This window comes from Clostridium sp. Cult1, assembly GCF_021655095.1.
Taxonomy (GTDB): Bacteria; Bacillota; Clostridia; order Tissierellales; family Tepidimicrobiaceae; genus Schnuerera.
On sequence record NZ_PPXW01000001.1, the window covers coordinates 1,396,583 to 1,420,412 of the forward strand.

At 34.5% G+C, this 23,830-nt stretch carries 24 protein-coding genes; all 24 read left to right on the plus strand.

Annotation, left to right across the window (positions count from 1 at the left end):
- The first annotated feature begins 2 nt into the window (after nucleotides 1-2).
- The 24 genes from C3E89_RS06920 to C3E89_RS07030 all read left to right on the plus strand — a co-directional run bounded on the left by C3E89_RS06920 (nucleotide 3) and on the right by C3E89_RS07030 (nucleotide 23,727).
- Nucleotides 3-281 carry a BMC domain-containing protein gene (locus C3E89_RS06920; protein WP_236911726.1) on the plus strand — a complete coding sequence of 93 codons (279 nt, stop codon included), beginning with the start codon at nucleotides 3-5 and terminating at the stop codon, nucleotides 279-281.
- A 19-nt stretch (nucleotides 282-300) separates the two neighbouring features.
- Nucleotides 301-1,056, plus strand: a complete 756-nt coding sequence (locus C3E89_RS06925; protein WP_236911727.1) for a flavoprotein — start codon at nucleotides 301-303, stop codon at nucleotides 1,054-1,056.
- 14 nt (nucleotides 1,057-1,070) lie between these two features.
- Nucleotides 1,071-1,340, plus strand: coding sequence for a EutN/CcmL family microcompartment protein (locus C3E89_RS06930; RefSeq protein ID WP_236911728.1), 270 nt, complete (start codon nucleotides 1,071-1,073; stop codon nucleotides 1,338-1,340).
- A gap of 48 nt (nucleotides 1,341-1,388) precedes the next feature.
- A complete protein-coding gene (ade, locus tag C3E89_RS06935) occupies nucleotides 1,389-3,197 on the plus strand; it encodes an adenine deaminase (RefSeq protein WP_236911729.1) in 1,809 nt (602 codons plus the stop codon).
- Between the two features lie 103 nt (nucleotides 3,198-3,300).
- Entirely contained in the window at nucleotides 3,301-4,632 is a 1,332-nt protein-coding gene (locus tag C3E89_RS06940; RefSeq protein WP_236911730.1) for an NCS2 family permease, read from the plus strand.
- A gap of 74 nt (nucleotides 4,633-4,706) precedes the next feature.
- Nucleotides 4,707-5,570 (plus strand): FAD binding domain-containing protein, encoded by an 864-nt coding sequence (locus tag C3E89_RS06945; protein ID WP_236911731.1) that lies wholly within the window; start codon nucleotides 4,707-4,709, stop codon nucleotides 5,568-5,570.
- On the plus strand, nucleotides 5,564-6,022 hold the full coding sequence (locus C3E89_RS06950; protein ID WP_236911732.1) for a (2Fe-2S)-binding protein: 459 nt from the start codon (nucleotides 5,564-5,566) through the stop codon (nucleotides 6,020-6,022). Before C3E89_RS06945 ends, C3E89_RS06950 begins: the two co-directional genes overlap by 7 nt.
- A gap of 2 nt (nucleotides 6,023-6,024) precedes the next feature.
- The gene (locus C3E89_RS13305) at nucleotides 6,025-7,290 is read left to right on the plus strand and encodes a xanthine dehydrogenase family protein molybdopterin-binding subunit (protein ID WP_272876583.1); all 1,266 of its coding nucleotides are present in this window, start codon (nucleotides 6,025-6,027) and stop codon (nucleotides 7,288-7,290) included.
- The gene (locus tag C3E89_RS13310) at nucleotides 7,290-8,291 is read left to right on the plus strand and encodes a xanthine dehydrogenase family protein molybdopterin-binding subunit (protein WP_272876584.1); all 1,002 of its coding nucleotides are present in this window, start codon (nucleotides 7,290-7,292) and stop codon (nucleotides 8,289-8,291) included. The genes C3E89_RS13305 and C3E89_RS13310 overlap by 1 nt, the downstream gene beginning before the upstream one ends.
- Entirely contained in the window at nucleotides 8,292-10,001 is a 1,710-nt protein-coding gene (gene ade, locus C3E89_RS06960; protein WP_236911733.1) for an adenine deaminase, read from the plus strand.
- Nucleotides 10,002-10,074: 73 nt separating this feature from the next.
- Complete coding sequence (locus C3E89_RS06965; RefSeq protein WP_236911734.1) at nucleotides 10,075-11,649, plus strand: methyl-accepting chemotaxis protein; 1,575 nt, start codon at nucleotides 10,075-10,077, stop codon at nucleotides 11,647-11,649.
- 75 nt (nucleotides 11,650-11,724) lie between these two features.
- Nucleotides 11,725-12,441 carry a selenium cofactor biosynthesis protein YqeC gene (gene yqeC, locus C3E89_RS06970; RefSeq protein ID WP_236913445.1) on the plus strand — a complete coding sequence of 239 codons (717 nt, stop codon included), beginning with the start codon at nucleotides 11,725-11,727 and terminating at the stop codon, nucleotides 12,439-12,441.
- A gap of 10 nt (nucleotides 12,442-12,451) precedes the next feature.
- The gene (locus C3E89_RS06975) at nucleotides 12,452-13,021 is read left to right on the plus strand and encodes a nucleotidyltransferase family protein (protein ID WP_236911735.1); all 570 of its coding nucleotides are present in this window, start codon (nucleotides 12,452-12,454) and stop codon (nucleotides 13,019-13,021) included.
- The gene (locus C3E89_RS06980; protein ID WP_236911736.1) at nucleotides 13,018-14,751 is read left to right on the plus strand and encodes a sigma-54-dependent Fis family transcriptional regulator; all 1,734 of its coding nucleotides are present in this window, start codon (nucleotides 13,018-13,020) and stop codon (nucleotides 14,749-14,751) included. The genes C3E89_RS06975 and C3E89_RS06980 overlap by 4 nt, the downstream gene beginning before the upstream one ends.
- A gap of 473 nt (nucleotides 14,752-15,224) precedes the next feature.
- Nucleotides 15,225-15,980 (plus strand): PTS mannose/fructose/sorbose/N-acetylgalactosamine transporter subunit IIC, encoded by a 756-nt coding sequence (locus tag C3E89_RS06985; RefSeq protein WP_236911737.1) that lies wholly within the window; start codon nucleotides 15,225-15,227, stop codon nucleotides 15,978-15,980.
- Nucleotides 15,973-16,806 carry a PTS system mannose/fructose/sorbose family transporter subunit IID gene (locus C3E89_RS06990; RefSeq protein ID WP_236911738.1) on the plus strand — a complete coding sequence of 278 codons (834 nt, stop codon included), beginning with the start codon at nucleotides 15,973-15,975 and terminating at the stop codon, nucleotides 16,804-16,806. The genes C3E89_RS06985 and C3E89_RS06990 overlap by 8 nt, the downstream gene beginning before the upstream one ends.
- Nucleotides 16,807-16,883: 77 nt before the next feature.
- Complete coding sequence (locus C3E89_RS06995) at nucleotides 16,884-17,738, plus strand: class II fructose-bisphosphate aldolase (RefSeq protein WP_236911739.1); 855 nt, start codon at nucleotides 16,884-16,886, stop codon at nucleotides 17,736-17,738.
- Between the two features lie 12 nt (nucleotides 17,739-17,750).
- Nucleotides 17,751-18,791, plus strand: a complete 1,041-nt coding sequence (locus C3E89_RS07000; RefSeq protein WP_236911740.1) for a zinc-dependent alcohol dehydrogenase — start codon at nucleotides 17,751-17,753, stop codon at nucleotides 18,789-18,791.
- A 19-nt stretch (nucleotides 18,792-18,810) separates the two neighbouring features.
- Nucleotides 18,811-19,194 carry a PTS sugar transporter subunit IIA gene (locus C3E89_RS07005; RefSeq protein WP_236911741.1) on the plus strand — a complete coding sequence of 128 codons (384 nt, stop codon included), beginning with the start codon at nucleotides 18,811-18,813 and terminating at the stop codon, nucleotides 19,192-19,194.
- A 34-nt stretch (nucleotides 19,195-19,228) separates the two neighbouring features.
- Nucleotides 19,229-19,720, plus strand: coding sequence for a PTS sugar transporter subunit IIB (locus C3E89_RS07010; RefSeq protein ID WP_236911742.1), 492 nt, complete (start codon nucleotides 19,229-19,231; stop codon nucleotides 19,718-19,720).
- A gap of 35 nt (nucleotides 19,721-19,755) precedes the next feature.
- Nucleotides 19,756-20,709, plus strand: coding sequence for a sugar-binding transcriptional regulator (locus C3E89_RS07015; protein ID WP_236911743.1), 954 nt, complete (start codon nucleotides 19,756-19,758; stop codon nucleotides 20,707-20,709).
- Nucleotides 20,710-20,792: 83 nt separating this feature from the next.
- Nucleotides 20,793-22,004 (plus strand): diaminopropionate ammonia-lyase, encoded by a 1,212-nt coding sequence (gene dpaL / locus C3E89_RS07020; RefSeq protein WP_236911744.1) that lies wholly within the window; start codon nucleotides 20,793-20,795, stop codon nucleotides 22,002-22,004.
- Between the two features lie 28 nt (nucleotides 22,005-22,032).
- Nucleotides 22,033-23,220, plus strand: coding sequence for a YgeY family selenium metabolism-linked hydrolase (locus tag C3E89_RS07025; protein WP_236911745.1), 1,188 nt, complete (start codon nucleotides 22,033-22,035; stop codon nucleotides 23,218-23,220).
- Nucleotides 23,221-23,256: 36 nt separating this feature from the next.
- Nucleotides 23,257-23,727, plus strand: a complete 471-nt coding sequence (locus tag C3E89_RS07030) for a (2Fe-2S)-binding protein (protein ID WP_236911746.1) — start codon at nucleotides 23,257-23,259, stop codon at nucleotides 23,725-23,727.
- Nucleotides 23,728-23,830 lie beyond the last annotated feature (103 nt).

The window sequence follows — 23,830 nt, forward strand, 5'->3', positions numbered from 1 at the left end:
GTATGAGTCAAGCTTTAGGTTTAGTTGAAACGAAAGGGTTAGTAGGTTCAATAGAGGCGGCAGATGCTATGGTAAAGGCTGCCAATGTAACTTTAGTTGCTTATGAAAAGATAGGATTTGGTCTTGTTACCGTAATGGTAAGAGGAGATGTAGGAGCAGTAAAAGCAGCAGTAGATGCAGGCGCAGAAGCAGCTAGGGCTGTAGGAGAACTTCATTCTGTTCACGTAATACCAAGGCCTCATTCAGAAGTGGAGAGAGTTATTTTGAAACAATATGAATAATCCCATTGGGGTGTATTAAATGGTCAAAAATAAAATAACCTTAAATGTTTTAGCAGATATAACTAAAAAAATTGGGAAAGTAGATTTTACCCAATCAGCTAATAGAATTTTAATAGTTTTTACAGGTTCTAATATAGAATTAGATGAAAGGATAGAAAAGTTAAAAGGAATAAAGGAAAAAGGCATAGATTTTTCACTGGCTTTCTCTTTTATGGGGGAAAAGATTTTAAATGTAGAAAGTATAATCAATTCTTTAAATCCTATAGAAATATATGGGGAAGAGGATATATTTCAATTAGAGGAAATAGTAGAAAAACATTCCTCTATTATTGGACCAAATATTACTATGAATACTCTATCTAAGGTGACCTTAGGTATGATAGATAGTTTCGTACCCAATATTATTTGGACCTTTCTATATAAGGAGAAGCCAGTATACCTAGACTATACTTCCGTTAGAAACTATTTAGGAGCCCCATCGAAGAATAAGGAAATAAAAGATATTATAGAAAATCATATTGATAAATTAAAAAGGATGGGAGCCATAGAAGTAGAGGCAGTAAATTATGGAAAACAAATATTGATGAAAGAGAATAGATCTATTCTAGAGAAGGATGAGAAAGGATATAGTAGTTTTAATAAAGTAATTACTGAAAGGGATTTGATTAACTATAATTCAAGGGAGTCATTAATACTGCCAAAGGGTACAATTATTACCCCTTTGGCAAAGGACAGAGCTAAGGAATTGGGAATCAAAATAGAAATGGAAAAGTAGAGGGAGGGGATAAAATGTATTTAGGCAAGGTAATTGGAACTGTAGTAGCAACAAGGAAGGACGAAAATTTAATTGGTTCAAAACTTATGATTACCCAACCTCTAAATATGGAGTTAGAACCAATAGGTGAACCATTAATTGCTGTAGATACAGTAGGAGCAGGAATAGGAGAATTAGTAATCTTCACTAAAGGGACTGCAGCAAGAATAGCAGCCAGAAAGATGGACGCCCCTATAGATATTTCCATAGTAGGAATAGTAGACCAGTTGACAATTGACGATTGAGACAACAGGGACGGTTCTTAGTGTCCCAAAAAGAAGGGAGGTTTTAGGTTGGATGCAAAACATTTAAAGATGTCTATGGAATATAGAAATCTAATAGACATACTTATGAGTGATAAGGATTATGCAGATATAGTTTTATATGATGGAGAAGTTGTAAACGTTATTACTAGGGAGATCTATAGAGCAGATATTGCTATAAAAGGAAAATATATTTTGTTAGTAGGTGATTGTAAGGATTTAATTGGGCCTAATACTTTGGTTATAGATGTAAGAGGCAAGTATTTATCCCCTGGTTTCATTGATTCCCATATGCATTTTGAATCCAGTATGCTTACGGTAACAGAGTTTTCTAGATTATCCATTCCTTCTGGGACTACTACCTTAATTGCGGATCCCCATGAAATAGGGAATGCATTAGGGCCAGTTGGGATGAAGGCTATGGCTGATGAAATAGATTCAGTCCCTAACAAAGTACATCTTGTAGTTCCAGCATTAACTCCAGATTGTCCAGATTTGGAAACCGCAGGCTATGATACTAGTTCTAAGGATATGGAGGATTTGTTGAATTACAAACATATTATTGGAATTGGAGAATTGCAGGGCTTTAGTAATGCAAAACATGTTTATAGGAATACTCCAGAGATAATTACAGATCTGCTGGCTTCCACTATATACGCTAAATCTAAGAATATGGTGGTAGATGGGAATGCACCTGAGCTATTTGGTGCTGAGTTAGCAGCCCATATAATATCCACTGGAGGAAAATGTTCTTGCCATGAAACTACTACTAAAGAAGAAGCAGTAGAAAAACTACGGCAAGGAGTCTACCTATTTATGAGGGAAGGCTCTACCCAGAGGAATATGGCTGAATGTATTAGAGCTGTTACAGAAGAAAAAATGGACTCTAGAAGATGTATTTTAGCTACAGATGATATGGTAGCAGCCGATTTAGAGACTATAGGCCATATGAATGAAATTGTAAGAAGAACTATAAAAGAAGGAGTAAACCCTGTAGAGGCTATTCAGATGGTTACCATAAATCCAGCTACCTACTTTGGATTAGATGATGTTGGAGTGTTGGCTCCTGGCAAGATTGCTGATATAGCCATTATAGATGATTTGGAAGAGATGGTAGTAGAAGGGGTTTTCATAGATGGGAAGTTGGTAGCTTCAAAAGGAGAATTATTAATAGATTTACCTACCTATACCTATCCAGAAGAGGTTAAAAACTCCGTTAAAATTGGACCTATTTCTGAAAATGACTTAGAAATAAGAGCAGAGGGAAGTACAGCAAAGGTACGATGTATAGAGGTTATTCCAGACCAAAACTTAACAGGAAAATTAGAAGAAATGGTAAAGGTATATAACGGAGTAGCTGAACCGGATGTATCAACGGATACTTTGCAAATAGCTTGTATAGAAAGATATGGGAGAACAGGCAATATTGGTAAAGCTTTTGTAAAGGGCTTTGGAATGAGAAATGGAGCCTTTGCTGAGTCTGTGGCCCATGATACTCATAATATTATTGTAGTAGGTACTAATATTAGAGATATGACTTTGGCAGTAAATAGGGTTATAGAATTAGGTGGAGGTATTGCAATAGCTAATAAGGGAAGGATATTGTCTGATATGAGGCTAGCAGTAGGTGGATTGATAACTGACGAATTAGATGGACATGAAGTAAGTAGTAAAATTGCCCAATTGGAAAGAATGGTAAAAGAAGATTTAGGATGTAAAATCCATGCACCATTTATGCATCTATCCTTCTTAGCCTTATCCACATCACCAACATGGAAAATTACTGACAAAGGCCTAATAGATGTGAACAACTTTAAAATTCTTCCACCAATAGTTTAGACAATTCATAATGTATAATTGAAAATAATTGTGAACCGTGAATTGAAGTAGAAAGGAGGATAGTAGTTTAGTATCAATATTAAAAAATTGAAGGGGGATTGTTATGCCAACTAAAACTGTGAGTAATGAAGGTTTTTTAGAAAGACAGTTTAAACTTAGTGAACATAAAACGGATGTAAAGACAGAAATTTTAGCAGGTATTACTACTTTTATGACTATGGCTTATATTTTAGTGGTAAATCCAAATATGTTAGCCGAAACAGGTATGGATTGGGGTGGCGTATTTACCGCTACAGCTTTATCAGCAGTAATTGCTACTCTTATTATGGCGTTTTTTGCCAATTATCCTTTTGCATTAGCCCCTGGTATGGGACTTAACGCTTTCTTTACTTATTCAGTAGTATTTGGGATGAGTAAATCTTGGCAATTTGCTTTAACTGCAGTATTTATTGAGGGGATTATATTTATCATATTATCTCTATTTAAAGTTAGGGAGGCTATATTCGATGCTATTCCGATGAATTTGAAAAAGGCAGTATCAGTAGGTATAGGGTTGTTTATTGCACTAATAGGTTTTGTAAATGCAGGTATAGTTCAAACAGGTGATGGAACTATAATGGGTCTAGGAAATATTACTGATTCTGGTCCTATATTGTCTCTAATAGGTTTGATTATAATGGGGGTACTATTGGCTAAAAATGTTAAAGGAGCTTTGTTAATAGGTATTCTTGCCGCTACACTTATAGGTATTCCCATGGGTATAACCCAAATTCCTGATGGAATATTTAAAGCTCCCCCATCAGTAAGTCAGGTGGCCTTCCAATTTGAATGGAGCAATATATTCTCATGGGAAATGTTAATAGTAGTATTTACTTTCCTATTTGTAGATATATTCGATACAGTAGGAACTTTAGTAGGGGTAGCTTCTAAAGCAGATATGTTAGACGAAGAAGGTAAACTTCCAAGAGTTAGCCAAGCTCTATTTGCCGATGCAGTAGGTACCGTAACGGGAGCTTGTTTAGGAACTAGTACAGTAACTACATATGTAGAATCAGCCTCTGGAGTAGCCGATGGTGGTAGAACAGGTCTTACAGCTTTGTCTACAGCAGGAATGTTTTTCTTAGCATTATTCTTCTCCCCAATTTTCGGTATGATTCCAGGACAGGCAACAGCACCAGCATTGATTTTAGTAGGATTATTTATGATGAGCCCAATTAAGGAAATTGACTTAAATGATTTTACTGAGGCCATTCCAGCATTTTTAACCATAGCAATGATGCCCTTTGCTTATAGTATTGCTGAAGGTATCGTTTTTGGTATGGTATCCTATGTATTATTAAAACTGATAACTGGTAAACATAAGGACATATCAGTAGTAATGTATATATTAGCAGCTCTATTTATACTAAAAAACATACTTCCTTTGTTATTTTAATAATGTAAACTAAGGCTGCCTTCCAAAGGGAGGCAGCTTTTTTCACAAGGTTTTATGAAAGGAGGCTGCAAAAAATGAAGGTATATAAAGGGAAATCTATAGAAGAAGTTATAGGACTATTAGGGAAATACAAGGACAAGGGAAAGGTTATTGCTGGGGGAACAGATTTAATTATAGATTTGAGAAACGATAAATTCACTCCTAATTCATTAATAGATATATCTAGTATTGAAGAATTGAGGAGAGTTGAGGAATGGGAAGAGTCGATAAAAATAGGAGCAGCAACTACTTTTACCCAGATAATAGAAGACTCATTATTTGATGAGAATCTATATGGACTGAAGAAGGCCTGTATTACAGTAGGGTCTCCCCAGATAAGGAATAAAGGTACTATAGGTGGAAATATTGCTAACGGATCTTCTGCTGCTGATTCCATACCTCCCCTTCTTTGTTTGGATAGTACTATAGTTTTAGAAAGTGTAAGGGGAAAGAGGGAAATAAGTCTAGAGAATTATTATAAGGATAATCTTTCTATTATGAAGGACGAGATCTTAACCTTTATTCAATTTAAAAAACCTTATAAAGATCAGGTATTATCCTTTGCGAAATTAGGTCTCAGGAAGGCTTTGGCCATATCAAGGCTTTCTATAGCTACTCTATTGGAATTAGATGAGAATGGTAAAGTAAAAACTATAAAAATTGCTACTGGTTCTTTAGGAAGGTTTCCTATGAGGGAACCTATAGTAGAAGAATTTTTATTAGGAAAGGAATTAACAGCAGATATAACGGATAAGGCAGTAGAAGTACTTCAGCAGGTTATGGATGAAAGATTAGGAGGAAGATCAACTTTACCTTATAAGAGAATAGCGGTGGAAAGGATATTTAAGGAAGCTCTAGGCCATGGGGTCAAGAGATTAAAGGGGGTAGAGCCATGGTAGAAATAAATCTGAAGGTAAATGGTAAAGACTATGTTCTAGAAGTAGAAGAAGATATGAGATTGTTAGATTTACTTCGAGAAAAGCTAGGCTTTTTAGGGGTTAAGGAAGGTTGTAGTGAAGGAGAATGTGGAGCTTGTACTGTAATAATGGATGGTCAAGTAGTCAATTCTTGTCTAATAATGGCATTCCAAGCTGAAGGTAGTAGCATTATTACCATAGAAGGCCTTGAAAAGGAAGGAGAAATCCACCCTATACAAAAAGCTTTTATAGAAGTAGGAGCAGTCCAATGTGGGTACTGTACTCCAGGAATGATCCTATCTGCTAAAGCCTTACTTGATAAGAATCCTAATCCTACTGAAGAGGAGATTCGGGAAGGCATATCAGGTAATCTATGTAGATGCACTGGATACAATAAGATTATCCAAGCTGTGGAGAAAGCAAAGGGGGTGTAGCTATGAACCTGAATATAGTAGGTAAGAATATTTTAAGGGTAGATGCTTTAAGCAAGGTCACTGGTAAGGCCTTATATCCTGAGGATATATTTATGAATAATATGGTCTATGGTAAAACCTTAAGATCTAAAGTGCCTCATGCCTATATTAAAGTCGATACAAGGAAAGCAGAAAAAATAGATGGGGTAATTAAAATTCTCACTCATAAGGATGTACCCAATAATGAACATGGAGTAATACTTAAAGACCATGAAGTATTTTGTAGTGAAAAGGTGCGAAGGATTGGAGATCCAATAGCTTTTGTAGTTGCCAAGAATAAAAAAATATGCGAATTAGCATTGAAGGAAATCCTTGTAGAATATGAGGAAATAGAAGGGGTTTTTTGTCCCAAAAAAGCTATGAAGGAGGATTCACCTAAGGTACATGGAGACACTAATATAGTATACCATTATAAGATTAGAAAAGGTGATGTGGAAGAAGGGTTTAAAAATAGTTGTGCCATTGCAGAAAATATTTATAAAACCCATATGGTAGACCATGCTTTTTTACAACCTGAAGCAGGGATATCTTTTATAGATGAGGAAGGTAGAGTTACAGTAATGGTGGCTACCCAATACCCCCATTATGATAGGGAGGAAATAGCCTCTGCACTGGAATTATCGGAAGAAAAGGTAAGAATAATAAATACCAATATAGGAGGGGCCTTTGGTGGTAGAGAAGATATTAGCCTTCAAATCCATTTAGCTTTAGCAACAAAAATTTTAAATAGACCAGTAAAAGCTATATATTCTAGGGAAGAATCCTTTATTGCCCATGCTAAAAGGCATTCCATGATAATGAAATATAAAACAGGAGCAGATAGAGATGGAAAACTATTAGCTATGGAAGCAGAAATAGTTGGGGACACAGGGGCTTATGCTTCATGGGCTACTAATGTTTTAAGAAAATCAGGGGTTCATGCAACAGGTCCCTATTTTATCCCTAATGTAAAGGTAGATAGTATTGCAGTCTATACCAACAATCCCTTTGCAGGAGCAATGAGGGGGTTTGGTGCTACTCAAGTGCCCATAGCTCATGAACAACAGATGGATATTTTAGCAGAAAAACTAGGAATAGATCCAATAGCCATTAGGATGAAAAATATATTTAAACAGGGATCTATTACTGCTACTGGTCAGGTGCTAACTGATAGTGTGCCCTTAGATAGATGTATAGAAAAAGTGGCAGAGAAAATAGACTTTTCCCTTGAGAGAGAGGAGGCTTACTGATGAAGAAAAGAGGAAGGGGAATAGGATTATCTTTTTATGGAACTGGATATGGAAATGGATTTCCCGATGTATCTAAAGCAAAAGTAAAACTCCTTAAAGATGGTAAGGTTGGTATATATGTGGGGGGAACTGAGGTAGGTCAGGGAGCTAAAACCGTTCTTTCTCAAATTGGATCAGAAACTTTAAAATTGCCTCTAGAGAAAATAATATTAATTACTGAAGATACTAGTTTAATGCCCGATTCAGGTACAGCAGCTGCCAGTCGCCAAACTTATAATACGGGTAATGCTATTAAGGTAGCTTGTAAGAATTTTAAAGATAAATTAAAGGAAGTGGCAAAAGATGAGTTAAAATTAAATGCAATCCATGGATTAACTGTGGAAAAGGGAGAAATATATTTAGAGTTTTTTCCTCAAAAAAGAATTTCCTTTAAAGAATTGTCCAAAATCTATGGTGATGATAATATAGAAGCAGAAGGCGAGTTCATTGCTCAAACGGTAGAGATGGATCCGGAAACTGGGCAAGGAGCTCCTTATTGGCCTTATACTTTCAATGCCTGTGGAGTAGAGCTAGAAGTGGATACTATTACTGGGTTAGTTGAAATAGAAAGGGCAGTTTTTGCTCAAGATGTAGGAAGAGCAATTAATCCCCATCTAGTAGAAGGGCAAATGGATGGAGGTTTTGCCATGGCTTTAGGTTATGTATTATTCGAAGATTTAAAACTAGAAAAGGGTAAAATATATAATAATAAGTTTTCAAAGTATTTAATACCAACGGCCATGGATATGATTCAGGTAGAAAATATAATAGTAGAAGAACCAGAGTATACAGCTCCCTTTGGTGCTAAAGGTATAGGAGAACCAGTGATGATACCTGTAGGGCCTGCCATATTAAATGCTATTTATGATGCCATAGGGGTAAGGATTACAGAATTACCCATTACTCCAGAAAGGTTAATTAAGGCCATAGAAGAGGATAGAAAGAAGAAAGAGGAGATATAGATGGAAAGAATTATAAAGATTGTTAAAGGAGAAATAAAAGCAGAATTGGTATTGAAGAATGCCAATATAATCAATGTATTTACTAATGAAATAATTAAAGGTGATATAGCTATTGAAAGAGGAAAGATAATAGGCATTGGTGAATATGAAGGCATAGAAGAGATGGATTTAGAAGGAAAATATCTATCTCCTGGATTCATAGATTCCCATGTCCATATTGAATCCTCTATGGTAACTCCTGGTCAATTTGCAAAGGCTATTTTACCAAGGGGAGTCACTACTGTAGTTACCGATCCTCATGAGATAGCTAATGTAAAGGGAATTGAGGGAATAAAATATATGCTAGATGAAAGCCAAGACCTACCTTTAGATGTATATGTAATGTTGCCTAGCTGTGTTCCTTCAACTCCCTTTGAAAATGCAGGAGCTGTACTTGAAGCAGAGGATTTAGAGAAATTAATGAATGAAGAAAGGGTTTTAGGCCTAGGAGAGATGATGAATTATCCAGGAGTTATAGGGGGAGATGAAAAGGTACTAAAGAAACTGGGTTTATTTCAAGATAAGGTTATAGATGGTCATGGACCTCTTATAACAGCCAAAGAATTAAATGCCTATGTAGCTGCAGGAGTAAAAACGGAACATGAATGTTCTACAAAGGAAGAGATGATAGAAAGGCTTAGGCTAGGGATGTACATCCATATTAGAGAAGGTTCTGCAGCTAGGAATTTGAAAGAATTGATTAAGGTAGTAGATAAAGATAATTTGAGAAGATGTTTATTTTGTACTGATGATAAACATCCTGGGGATCTGTTAGAAGAAGGGAGTATTGACCATAATATAAGATTAGCTATAAAAGAGGGAATAGATCCTATAGATTGTATTAAGATGGCTTCCTTAAATTCAGCAGAAGCCTATGGATTAAAAAATAAAGGTGCTATAGCTCCTGGATATAAGGCGGATTTAGTAGTTATAGATAATCTAGAGGATTTTAATGTAATAAAGGTATTTAAGGAAGGTAAATTGGTAGCAAAAAACCATAAACCTTTATTTCAAATTCCAAGTAGGGATAATAGTTCTATGAAGAATACGGTAAATATTAAAAGAGTCGAAATAGAGAATTTAAGAATCCCAATTGAAGGCGAAAAGGTAAATGTAATAAAGTTACTCCCTCATAGTTTGATTACAGAAAAGGTAGTAAAGAATGTAAAGGATATGGTAGTGGAAGATGGTGCCTTTATAAGGGGAGACAATATATTAAAGGTAGCAGTAATTGAACGACATAATAGGACGGGAAATATTGGTTTAGCTTTAGTAGAGGATTTTGGTTTAGAAAATGGAGCTATAGCCTCTACCGTAGCCCATGATTCCCATAATATAATAGTAATTGGAGATAATGATAGGGATATGCTTTTAGCTATAGAGGAATTAGAAAGGGTTGGAGGAGGGTTAACCATGGTATCAGAAGGTAAAGTAATAGATACTTTAGCTTTAACCATTGCTGGCCTTATGTCAGAGGAATCATTAGAAGATGTAGATAAGAAGCTTAAAAGTATGCTTCATGTTGCCTATAATGAACTGAAGGTAAATGAAAATATAGATCCTTTTATGACCTTGTCCTTCATAGCATTACCCGTAATTCCAGAAATTAAGGTTACGGATTTAGGGTTATTCCATGTAGGGGAATTTAGATTTATTAACCTTACTGAGTAAGTTAGAATAGTTACCTGGTACAGTGCTCAAAACTTATTTGTAATATAATCGTAATATGGGGGTAGGTGAGAGAATGAATATTCCAAAGAAAAAAGATTTTATTTTTACATTTATTATAATTTTTGTTGCCATGGGGATTAGTTTTTATTCAGTATCCTATTTAAATAATGGTTATGTAATACTAGCTTGTTTTCTATTGGTATCTGTCTTATTTGCAACTATACTATATAAAAACTTTAGTGGAAAAGGTTTAGAGGATATAAAAGAATATATTAAAGGTTTAGAGGATATGGCCTTTACAGTTTCTAAAGGAAAGAATATACCTGAAGATATAAAGGAACAATTAGATCAATTAGTCAATAATATTAAGGAGAATTTAAAGACTCAAGTGGAGATATCCACTAAGATTTTCAATATATGTGAAAAGTTGAATATAGTATCTATGGAGAGCTTGGATTCAGCTGAATTTATAGCCTCCTCTGTGGAAATTGCAGATACTAATACAGTAGAGCAATCCCATATGTTAACAGATGCCAATAGCCTTGCCAATGAAATTGTACGATCTCTAGATAATATTGAGAAAGATATAATTGATAAAACCCAATTTATATCTGGAGCTATTACTACAGCTCAGGGAAGTATGGAAAATATTGGAGAAATAGGGGAGAGAATTGAACTATCAAAAAATATGACCAAAAAATCATTAGATCAAATATTGAAATTAAAAAGCTATTCTGATGAAATAGTTAGTTTGATAGATTTGATAAACTCTATTTCTAAGGAAACCAATATGCTTTCCTTAAATGCTTCTATTGAAGCTGCTAGAGCTGGTGAGGAAGGTAAAGGGTTTGCCATTGTAGCCATAGAGGTTGGGAAATTGGCACAAGAAACGGAAAAAGTTTCTTCTAAAATTGAAGAGGTTATTCATACTTTGAAGGATGATATATCAGTTGTTACGGAGTTTATGGAAGAAGAAATGGATTATATGGAAGAAAATTGGTCTATTATGAAGGATACTAATGTAGAGTTTGAAGATATAATAGGAAGATTGAATGAGGGGAAAGAAAGTTTAGAGGAGATTACAAAGGTAATAAAGGATAATAATTCTACTGTTGGACAAATAACAGAGAATATTGAAAAAGTAACTTCCTTTTCTCAAGAAATAGCTTCTCATATGGAAGAGACTACTGCTCAAGTATTGGAACAACATGGGAGAGCTAAACATTTACAAGAAATGGCAGTGGATATTAAAGAATACGTATTTAGTATGCAGCAGTTTGTGGCAGGAAATATAATGGAGGAAATGATGTTAAAGGAAGCTTATTATATAAAAGATTATTTAAGGATAAAGGAGAAGTTAACCCAAGAGGATATTGAAGAATTATTGATGAAAACAGGGATGGACGCTATATACATAACGGATCCATCAGGAGTAGTAAAATATACTAATGAAACATCTGCTGTAGGGCTTAATCTATATGAGGCAGATAGGAGCTTTTTGATTCTAAAAGAAGGAAGAGCAGAATATATGGCAACTCCTATTAAAGCCAGGGTAGAAGATGGGAAACTGTTTAAATTTTTGACGGTGGTAGATGAGGAAAAAAGATTGTATGAAGTAGGACTATCTCTAGAGTCTTTACTTAAATAAGTTCCACCTTTATGATGGGGTAGCCTTGGGAGAACTTATTTGTAATATAATTGTAATAGGGGATAGGTGATAAGAATGCGTATATATGAAGGTTTAGGGTTAGATATTCATAAGGGAGAAGTTTTATCATTAATAGGTGGTGGTGGAAAAACTACCACCACTTTTGCACTAGGAGAAGAATTAAAAGAACTTAATAAAAAGGTACTTATTACAACTACAACGGCAATTTATAATCCAGAGAAGGCTTACGATTATTATTTTTTAAGGGAGATAGAAGATCTTAATCCAAAGAAAGGGAGTATTACAATATTTGGAGATAGAGTCGAAAGGAGGAAACTAATAGGGATTTCATTGGAAAAAATAGAAGAGATAATTGAGAAGGAATTATTCGATTTTGTATTAATAGAAGCGGATGGTGCTAAAGGAAAATCTATAAAGGGACATGCCTTTTATGAACCGGTAATACCTAAAAACACTACTAAGACCATAGGAATAGTTGGATTAGATTCTTTAGGAAAGAAAATAGAAGATATAGTTCATAGACCGGAAATATTTACAAAGATTACAAGTACAAAATATTCTGATATAATAGACGAAGAAATTATAGTTAAATATATTTTACATTCAGAAGGGCTATTTAAAGAAACCAAAGGAGAAAGAATTCTTCTATTAAATAAAGCCTATAATGAAAAAACTATATTGAAAGGAAGTAGAATAAGGCGAATTTTATTGGGAGATGGTTTCAAGGACACTGTATTGGTTACCGATATAAGAAGGAAAAAATTTTATTAGGAGAATAGATATGGTTGCTGGAATTATAATGGCTTCAGGTTTTTCAAAACGGATGGGGGAGGACAAGCTTTTAATAGAAATAGGTGGAGTTAAAATGGTGGAAAGGGTTATTAGAAGTTGTAAAGATTCTTCTTTAAAGGAAATAATACTAATATATAGAAAAGAAGAGGTAAGGAAAATAGGAGATAAATATCAGCTTAAAACCGTATATAATCCTAATGCCTCTTTTGGTCAATCGGAGAGTATGAAATTAGGGATAAAGGCAGCCAAAGATGGGGAAGCCTATATGTTTTTAATGGGAGATCAGCCTTTTATTACGAGTAAGTTAATTGATAGATTAATTGAGGAATATGAAAAAGATCAATATCCTATTATAGTCCCCTATTATAATGGTAGAAATGGGACTCCTACTATTTTTTCATCTCGATTTAAAGAGGATTTGTTACAGATAGAAGGAGATAAGGGGGGAAGAGATATTATAAAGAGAAATATATCTTTAGTAAAAAAGGTGGCTATAGAAGATGGGATATTAGGATTTGATGTGGATACACCCATAGACTTCAAAGGAGTGATATCATGACTTCGTTATTACAGGAAATTAAGGAAGACGTTATTAAGTATGCTGAAGTAATATCTAATGTAATAAAGGTAGATGTTGAAATAGTAGATGAAGGCATGAGAAGAATTGCTGGAACCGGGATATTTAAGGACCAGATAGATGCGGTAAATAAGGGTTCTGTATATAGAAAGGTAATAGAGGCAGGAAAACCTCAAATAATTGAAAATCCTAGAGAACATGAACTTTGTAGGGATTGTGTTGAAAAGGATAGCTGTATAGAGAAATTGGAAATATCAACTCCCCTTGTCTATGAGGAAGAAATTATAGGGGTAATAGGTTTAGTTTGTTCTACCGATGAACAAAAACAACTTATTTTAGAAAATATAGACTCCCAAATGCAATTTTTGCATCAAATAGGAGATTTTATATCTTCTAAGGTATATCAGCATAATGAGACAAAAATGCAGATTGAAAGGGCTCAGGTACTAAGGAAAATATTAAATAATGTAGATAAAGGTGTATTGGTATTAGACTCAGATGATAAAATAACTATGGTCAATAATAATGCAATGAGAGAATTAAAACTGTATTCTACTGAATTGGAGAAAAGAGTAAAGTTGATAGATAAATATGAGTATATAATGGGAGGGGAGCTTTACGAATTAAAGGTAGATAGAAAAAGCTTCTATTTAGTAGGAAATATTATACCTATCCACTCCATATCTAAGGAATATGCAAAAGTATTTATATTCAATAATATGAATAAGATAAACTCGGATATCTATAAGATAACCACTAGCGAAAAGAGGATAACTTTGGACTCTATAATAGGTGAATCTAAAGTTATGAAAGTATTAAAGGAAAAGATAAAAAGAATTGCCTCCACCCAATCCACAGTATTAATAACGGGAGAAAGTGGGACGGGAAAGGAATTAGTAGCAAGAGCAATCCACGATTTAAGCGATAGAAGGCATAAGCCATTTGTTGCTGTAAATTGTAGTGCTATGCCAGAAGCTTTAATGGAATCAGAGTTATTTGGTTATGTAAAGGGAGCTTTTACAGGAGCAAATCCTAATGGTAAAATAGGTAAATTCGAGCTTGCCAATGGAGGAGTTATATTATTAGACGAAATAGGAGATATGCCCCTATATATGCAGGTCAAACTTTTACGGGTTCTGCAAGAAAGGACTGTAACCAGGATAGGATCTAATCAACCTATTGATTTAGATATTAGAGTTATAGCTGCTACTAACTTAGACTTGGAACAAAGGATTAAAGAGAATAAATTTAGAGAGGATTTATATTATAGATTGAATGTAATCCCCATAGAAGTTCCTTCCTTAAGGGAAAGGGATGGGGATGTAGAATTAATAATGGATAAGTTAATTGACAAATATAATATTTTATTTGATAAGTATATCCATGATATTGAAGATGAATGTAAGAATATATTATTAAGTTATTCCTGGCCTGGCAATGTAAGAGAGCTTCAAAATACTATTGAATATATGATCAATATAGCTAGTGATACTGGAATATTAACAAAAGATATGCTGCCTGAAGGTGTATTAAATAATAGGGATATAATTTACCCTAAGGGGGAATATGGGATTAAACCATTAAAAGAAGTAGAACAGGAATATATAGAAAAAGCCCTTCAAATATTTGGAACAAGTACAGAAGGAAAGAAATTAGCAGCAGAGAAATTAGGTATTGGTGTAGCTACTCTATATAGGAAGATTAAAGAATAATTATCAAAATGATAATTATTCTTTGGAAAACCATTTAAAATAGAAGTCCATAAGGAAAGGCTTAATTATCAAAATGATAATCTTTTTATCATTTTGATAATTAAGCCTTTATTATATATCAATATTATATTTATAAACATGACCTTTGATGGTTCTACCCTTTGAAAACACAGACTTAGTTTGTACATCTTAATCGATAAAATATATTTTTATAAAAAAATATTGGCATATAACTTGCAATGATATAAGATCGATTATCCGATTCAAAATAAATAAAAATAAAAACTTTCAAAAAAGAAGGATAATAGGGAAAAGTGTCGAATATGTATCAACATAACAAATGTCATGACAAATATTAAGAAACAAATATTTTATAATAAATAAAATTTCATAAAAAATTTGTTATAAAGGAGGGTAGTAAAATTATTTCAACTTGATTTTAAATTAAAATTTAAAGAGATGGAGGTATGAAAATGTTTTTTAAAGCTCTATTAGTGGCACTTTATGCATTTTGGATTGAAAGTCCTTTAACATTTAATACTCGTTTTTTTGCTTTTGGACGACCATTAGTGTCTGGATTAATTGTTGGTCTTATACTGGGAGATCCTATAAAGGGTACAATTATTGGTGCAACTATAAATGCAGTCTATATAGGAGTAATAGTAGTTGGGGACCAAACCCCTGCCGATACTAGAATAGCAGGAGTTCTTGGACCTGCTTTAGGAATATTAGCTGATATGACTCCTGAAATGGCCCTTGCAGTTATTATACCTATTGCATTAATTGGAGTATCTTTTAGAACTTTGAGACAATCCCTATTTGCAGTTCTTTGTCATAAGGCAGATAAATATGCTGATGAAGACAATCCAAAAGGTATTGCTATGGTGAATGTTCTGCCACCAGTTTTAGTGTGTCTTATATATCCAGGTCTTGCAACCTTCTTAGCTGTTTATTTTGGACCAGAGGCAGTAGAAGCTATTCTTGGGTTCTTACCAGATAAATTAATGGCTGGATTGCAAGCTACAGGTAAACTATTACCAGCTGTTGGATATGCAATGTTATTGCATTATATGACAGCAACTAGTAAGGAAATGTTGCCAATGTTCTTTGTTGGATTTATTCTAGCAGCCTTTTTAGGTTTAGATATATTAGCAGTAGTAGGTTTAGGAATATGTGCAGCATTTATGATCTATAGACCTAAAGATGCGGAGGTGGCAAACATTGAGTAAAAATAATGGAAATGTACAAGTAACTTTAAATGATCGCGACCTTTTTGGAATGTGGGCAAGATGGGTGTCTTTCATAAATGGTAGTGTTAACTATGAAAGAATGATGGGAGTAGGATTTTGCCATGCAATGCTGCCAGCAATAAAGAAACTTTATACCAAAAAAGAAGATAGAATTGAAGCATATAAAAGACATTTAACTTTTTTCAATACTAATGCTACAACAGGCTCTATAATATTAGGTCTTACAGCTGCCATGGAAGAACAAAAAGCTAATGGAGCTGAAATAGAAGGGGAAACTATAAATGCAGTTAAAGTTTCTCTTATGGGACCTCTTGCTGGGTTGGGAGACTCTATTTTCCAAGCAACTATTTTCCCAATACTATTATCAATAGGTATTGGTTTAGGATTACAAGGGAATATTGCTGGACCCATATTATTTACATTGTTAGTATTAGGTATTTCATATCCTTTAGACTATTGGTGGTTTAAAAAATCTTATAAAGAAGGACGACCTTTGCTAAGCAAACTTATGGCATCAGGTTTGTTAAACAAAGTAACAGAGGGAGCGAGTATGGTTGGTTTGTTGGCTGCAGGAACTTTAACTGCACGTTATATCAACTTTCAAATTAAATATGAAATTCCACTTTCTGTTGGAGAGCCAATAAGCATACAAGCTGACATATTAGATAAAATTGCTCCTAATATCTTACCTTTATTATTGGTTATAGGTTGTTGGACTGCATTACGTCGTAAGGTAAGTGTTAGTAAGTTAATTTTAGGAATATTTATTATAGGTATTATAGTAGGAGCTTTAGGAATAATATAAAAATTTAAATCTGAAGCAGTAGAAATACTGCTTCAGAAATTATTATGTTTTACTGAAATAGGAGAGGGAGGAGTAAAATGACACTAGCTTGTACAAAGACATTATTAGTAAAGGCAAGAAAAGAAGGTTATGCATTGCCAGCATTTAATATTACAGACTTACAAAGTATTCAAACAATAGTAAAAATATGTGAAGAAGAAAAAGCACCTTGTTTAATGGAGTTAGGTGAAAAGACAATTGAAGCATATGGAGAAGATTATGCAGGTTATATAGCTGCTATTGCTAAAATTGCTGCAAGAAATGCAACAGTTCCTGTTGCTCTTCATCTAGACCATGGATACAGGTTTGAATCTTTTATGAAGGCTATTCGTGAAGGATTTTCTTCAGTTATGATTGACGCTTCTCAGAAACCTTTTGATGAGAATGTGGCAACAACTAGAGAGATTGTAAAAATGGCTCATGCTTGTGGAGTTTCAGTAGAAGCAGAACTAGGTCATGTGGGACAAGGTAATCAAGACGAAGCAGACAATGAAAAATTCTATACAGATCCAGATGAAGCTGCTAAGTTTGTAGAATTGACCAATGTAGACTTTTTAGCTGTAGCTATAGGTACTGCTCATGGTGCTTATAATTATGAACCAAAACTTGATTTAGAAAGACTTGAAGAGATAAGTAAAAAAGTATCCATCCCATTGGTTTTACATGGTTCTTCTGGAACGCCAGGGGTAGAAAAAACTCCTAAGTTGGGAGTAGCAAAAGTAAATGTTTTTACAGATATACAAATACCAATTGTAGAAAAAACTAAAGAAATACTCGATAATAATCCTTTAGAAAAATTAAAGGCAGCAACTATATGGAAACCTGCTAATGAAGCAGCAATTCCAGTAATTAGAGACTATATAAGAATGTTAGGTGCATCGGGTAGAGTTTAAGGAGGAGACATAATGAAGACTTATAAGATTGCTACAATAAAAGGTCCAAAAAATATAGAATTGAATGATTGGGAAATGCCAGAATTAAATCCTGATGAAGTAAAAGTTAAAATTTCATCTTGTGCTATCTGTACTTCAGATCAAGGTATTTATAGAGGAGCCCGTGGAGATCAATATCCTTTTTATCCTGGGCATGAAGTAGTAGGTATTGTAGAAGAAGTAGGAGAGTTGGCTGCAACTGAAGCAAAAGTAGGAGACAAAGTTGTTGTTTGTCGTATGAATAGATGTGGACAATGTCCTCCATGTAGGAAAGGGGATGACAATCGTTGTATAAAGTGGAACTCTTTGCATAGACCTGGACGACCAGCAGGACCAGGAGGTTTTGCAGAATATTTAATTGTACCAGATTATCAAGTGTTTAAAATGAGTCAAGATGCAGATATGGTCAGTTCTGCTCTTATTGAGCCAGTGGCTTGTTGTATTGGGAGTGTTGATAAAGCAGATGTACAAATGGGAGACACAGTACTTATAATAGGGGCTGGAATAATGGGATTACTTCATGCAGAAATATTACGTTTACGTGGTGCAAAGGTAGTAATCTCTGAAGTTGATGAGGAAAGGCGTAAAATAGCTGAAGGTTTTGCTGATTGGGTAATAGATCCAACAAAGGATATGGAATCTGTTATAAAAGAAATTACGGATGGATATGGCGTTGATAGTATATTTGTTACTGCTGGACCACCTCAACTTGTGCCAACTTTATTTAAACATGCATCTGGTGGAGCGAGTATAGTAATTTATACTTCTTATTATCAACCAGAAGGTGCAGAGGCGCCAATAGACTTAAATAGTTTACATTATAAGGAATATCGTTTAGTTGGAACTATCAGCCCAACTCGATATGATTTTGCAAGGGCAGTTTCTATAGTAAATGCCAATCGTATAGACTTGAATAAATTTATAAGGGCAACCGTACCTTTTGAAGATATTAGCAAGGCTTTTGATATGGCTATTGAACCAGGAAGTTATAGAATTGTTGTGACTATGGAGTAATGGGAGGTTGGAGATATAAATGTTTGCTATAATAGTTGTTGGACATGGAGAGTTTTCTACTGGGCTTACAAATGCTGCGGAAATGATTTTGGGAGAACAGGAAAACATGGTGGCAGTTCCATTATTACCAACAGATAGTCCTGAAACATATTTAGGAAGATTAAAAGAAGCCGTTAGTTCTTATGATGAATTTGTAATATTAGCTGATCTTAAAGGAGGTACTCCTGCAAACTTATCTACTTTTATAGTAAAGGAGAAAGGTTGTAAGTGTATAACAGGTGCTAACTTACCTATGCTTTTAGAGTTAATCAGCAGTCGCTACAATTCTATGACTATTGAAGAAGCTATTTTAGAGGCCAAAAAGGTAGGAAATGATGGTATTTTTGAGATTAATAACGCATAATACATGTATTATATAAATATATAGGAGGGAAAATATGAAAGATATAGTATTTGTAAGGATTGATGATCGTCTAATCCATGGTCAAGTGGTTACAGGGTGGATGCGTCAAGCACAGGCAAATCGTATAGTTATTGTTGATGATCTAGTAGCAAAAGATTCATTCATGCTAGATATATTAAAAATGGCAGCTCCACCAAAAGTATCCGTTAATGCTTATACTATTGAAGATTCTATAGAATTATTAAATGGAGAGCCGACGGCTAATGAAAGAATATTAATACTTGCTAAGACTCCTGAAGCTATACTAGCTCTAGTGGAAGCAGGTATAAAGATAAGTCATTTGAACGTAGGAGGAATGGGTTCAAAAGCTGGTAGATCAAAATTGTTTAGAAATATCCAAGCTTCTCCTGAAGAGGTAGAGATTTTCAAAAAATTAGCAGATTTAGGAGTTGAAGTAGAGTTTAGGGTTGTTGTAGAAAATAAGGGGACTTCTTTAGCTGAAGTATTATCTGGAAAGAACAAGTAGGTAGTTATATGTGAAACTAAAGGGGGTCTAGTAGTATGTCAAAAATAGAGGAAGATATTGAGGTAATAGTTCGGGTAGCAGAACTTTACTATGAAATGGGACAAACCCAACAGGAGATTGCTGATAAGCTGAATTATTCTAGGCCTATGATTTCAAAGCTATTATCTTATGCTCATGATTTGGGAGTTGTTCAGATTACCGTAAATAATCCAAATTCAGAAGCTAAAGAATTGGCAACGAAGCTGGAAGAAATATTCTCTACAGAAGATAGGCCTTTTAAAGCTATTGTTGTTCCATCTTCTATTGAAGAAGAGTTGGCTAAAAACAGAGTATATAAAGCAGCAGCCAATTATTTAGAAGACAATATTTGTGACAATGAAACGATAGGTATAGGCAGAGGTTCTTCTGTTTATGGGTTAGTCAGCAATCTGTCAGGTAACAAACGTGTAGGAATAAAAACAGTTCCTTTAGCTGGTGGAATGGGAAGCATAGATTCTATGTATCAATTAAACGAAACAGCAAGGAAAGCAGCACAGAGCTTAGGTGGAGTTTGCCATTATGTATATTCTCCAGTCTATTTAGGACATAAAACTACTAAAGATGCTATATTATCAGATCCTGAGTTAAAACATACGTTTGATTTGTGGGATAAATTGGATTGGGCAGTAGTTGGTATAGGGGCTATCTTCCAAAAAAATAACAGCTACTATAGGGATTTAGTGTTAAAAGCCGAAGAAGAAACTGGTCAAAAAGTGGTAGCAGATTTGTGCATAAATTTAATAGATTCCTTTGGAAGACCAGTTATCTCTCAGACGCCGGTAATTGCTATAAATTTATCTCAGTTAAGAAAAGCCAAGAAGGTTATTGCAATAGCATCGGGGACTTATAAAACACAAGCTATACTAGCTTGTATAAAAGGTAATTGGATAGATACTCTAATAACTGATGAGTATACTGCGTTTGATTTGATTAAAAAACATAAAAAATAAAGTAGAATTAATTTTTAATTCTACTTTATTATTATTGGGAATGATGAAGTGAAATAATAAATATATAAAGAGGAGTAATAGCAATGAATGAAATTATAAAATGGAAGGAAAATCAACTTTCTAAAACGGATGTAGAAGGGTGTATAAAAATATTAAATAAAGATGAAATAAATAAAGCTAGAACTTTTCATGAAAGTTTTGAACAATATTCAAAAACGCCTTTACAAGATTTAAAAGAATTAGCAAGTTATATAGGCCTGGGAGGAATTTATTTGAAGGATGAGTCCTATCGTTTTGGATTAAATGCCTTCAAGGTTTTAGGCGGTTCTTTTGCAATAGCTAAATATATGGCTAAAAAGCTTGGTAAAGATGTTTCGGAACTAGGATATGAAACACTGATATCTAATGAAACTAGAGAAAAGCTAGGAGATATGGTATTTGTGACTGCTACTGACGGCAACCATGGGCGTGGAGTAGCTTGGACGGCTAATCAACTGAAGCAAAAATCTGTAGTATATATGCCAAAAGGTTCTTCGGGGGCAAGGGTGGAAAACATTAGAAAAGAAGGAGCAGAAGTTACAGTTCAGGATATGAACTACGATGATTGCGTTAGATTGGCAGCTAAATATGCTGAGGAAAATGGTGGAGTAGTAATTCAAGATACAGCTTGGGAAGGGTATGAAGATATTCCCACGTGGATTATGCAAGGATATGGAACTATGGCATTAGAGGCAATAGAGCAATTAGAGGAATTAGGAGTGGATAGACCTACCCATATATTTGTACAGGCTGGAGTAGGTTCACTGGCAGCGGCAGTTCAAGGAGTTTTTGCATCTATTTATGGAAAAGATTGCCCTACTACAACTATAGTTGAAGCGAATATTGCAGATTGTCTTTATAGATCGGCGGTAGCTGGAGATGGAAAAGCTGTAGCTGTTGGGGGAGATTTACAAACAATAATGGCTGGATTGGCTTGTGGAGAAGCAAATACAATAGGATGGGAGATCCTTAAAAATCATAGTTCAATGTTTGTATCCTGTCCTGACTGGGTTGCAGCTAATGGAATGAGGATATTAGGAAATCCATTAAAAGATGATCCTTATGTAATTTCAGGAGAGTCAGGGGCGGTAACTACTGGGCTATTAGTAGAAATAATGAAAAATGATGAATACAGAGAACTAAGAGAGAAGCTGAATCTTAATGAAGAATCTAAAATATTATTATTTAGCACAGAAGGAGATACAGACCCAGATAAATATAGAAGCATTGTATGGCTGGGAGAATGCACAAAATAAGATCGCTTAATAAGTGGAGGATGAGAGGATGCTAACTGAAGTAAGAAAAGAAAAACTAATTAAATTATGTCAAGAGTTAATAAGAAATCCTAGCATTTCTGGCCAGGAAGATAAAGTAGTAGAAGCTATTAAAAAGGTTTTCAAAGAATTTAACTTTGATGATTGCTTTGTAGATAGTTATGGAAATGTTATAGGTCATATCAAAGGAAAAAGACCAGGCAAGACTATTTTGTTTGACGGACATATAGACCATGTACCTGTAACTGATGAACAAAAATGGAAGTTTGGTCCTTTCTGTGGGGAGATATCAGAGGGAAGGATATATGGACGTGGAGCATCGGATATGAAGGGACAAGTTAGTGCCATGATAGCTGCAGCAGCTTATTTTGCTGAAGATACTAATAAGGACTTTGATGGAAATATATATGTAGCAGGAGTTGTTCATGAGGAAATATTTGAAGGGGTAGCTGCAAGGAAGATTAGTGATGCCATTAATCCCGATTATGTAGTAATAGGGGAGTCTTCAGAGTTAAATTTAAAAATTGGGCAAAGAGGTAGGGCAGAAATTGTAATAGAAGTGTTTGGAAAGCCAGCCCACTCTGCTAATCCTGAGAAAGGTATTAATTCAGTCTATAAAATGGCTAATATAATAAAAAGAATTCAAGAACTAAAACCAATAGTACATGAAGAATTAGGAGAAGGTATTTTAGTACTTACAGATATTAAATCCTCTCCATATCCGGGTGCTTCTGTTGTACCAGAGTATTGTAAAGCTACTTTTGATAGAAGATTGTTGGTAGGAGAGACAAAGGAATCTGTGTTAGCACCAATAAAAGAACTTCTAAGCCAGATGATGAAAGAAGACCCTGAACTAGATGCTAAGGTTTCATATGCAGTGGGAACTGAAATTTGTTATACAGGAGAAACTATTACTGGGGAAAGATTTTTCCCGGGTTGGTTATTTGAAGAAGATGATGAGTTTGTTCAAGCAGCATATAAAGGATTAAAGGAAGCTGGTTTAAATCCCGAAATTACTCATTATTCTTTCTGTACTAACGGAAGTCACTATGCAGGAGAAAAAGGAATTAAAACCATAGGGTTTGGACCATCACAAGAAAACCTAGCCCATACAATCAATGAATATATAGAAATTGAACAATTAGAAAAAGGTGCTAAGGGATATTATGGGATATTGCAATCAGTTTTTGGTATTTAATGATTCTCATAAAATTTCTAACATAAGGGTGATTATATGAAGGTAGCATTAACCATAAACAATAACAATAGGTTATTAGATGTTAGACCAGATGAATGTTTACTGGATACTCTAAGGCGACTTGGCTATGCAAGTGTACAAAGGGGATGTGATACAAGCTCTTGTGGTTTATGCACAATATGGGTTGATGAACAGATTGTGCTATCCTGTACTTATCTTACGGTAAGGGCAGAAGGAAAAAGTATAACCACTTTGGAAGGCATAAGAGATAAAGCCAAAGAATTTACCGATTTCTTAGCTAATGAAGGGGCGGAACAATGTGGATATTGTGCACCAGGATTCATAATGACGGTACTTGCTATGGAAAAAGAATTAGTTGAGCCTAGTGAAGAAGAAATATACCATTATTTAAATGGCAATCTTTGTAGATGTACAGGATATAAGGGACAGATCAGGGCGATTAAAAAGTATTTAGAATCTAAGGCAGTGAGAGGGGAAGAAAGATGATTACGATAAAGGAGTATATTGCACCTAAAAGCATAGAAGAAGCTTATGAAGTTCTCATAGCTAGAAAGAATAATTTAATATTAGGTGGATGCGGATTTATAAA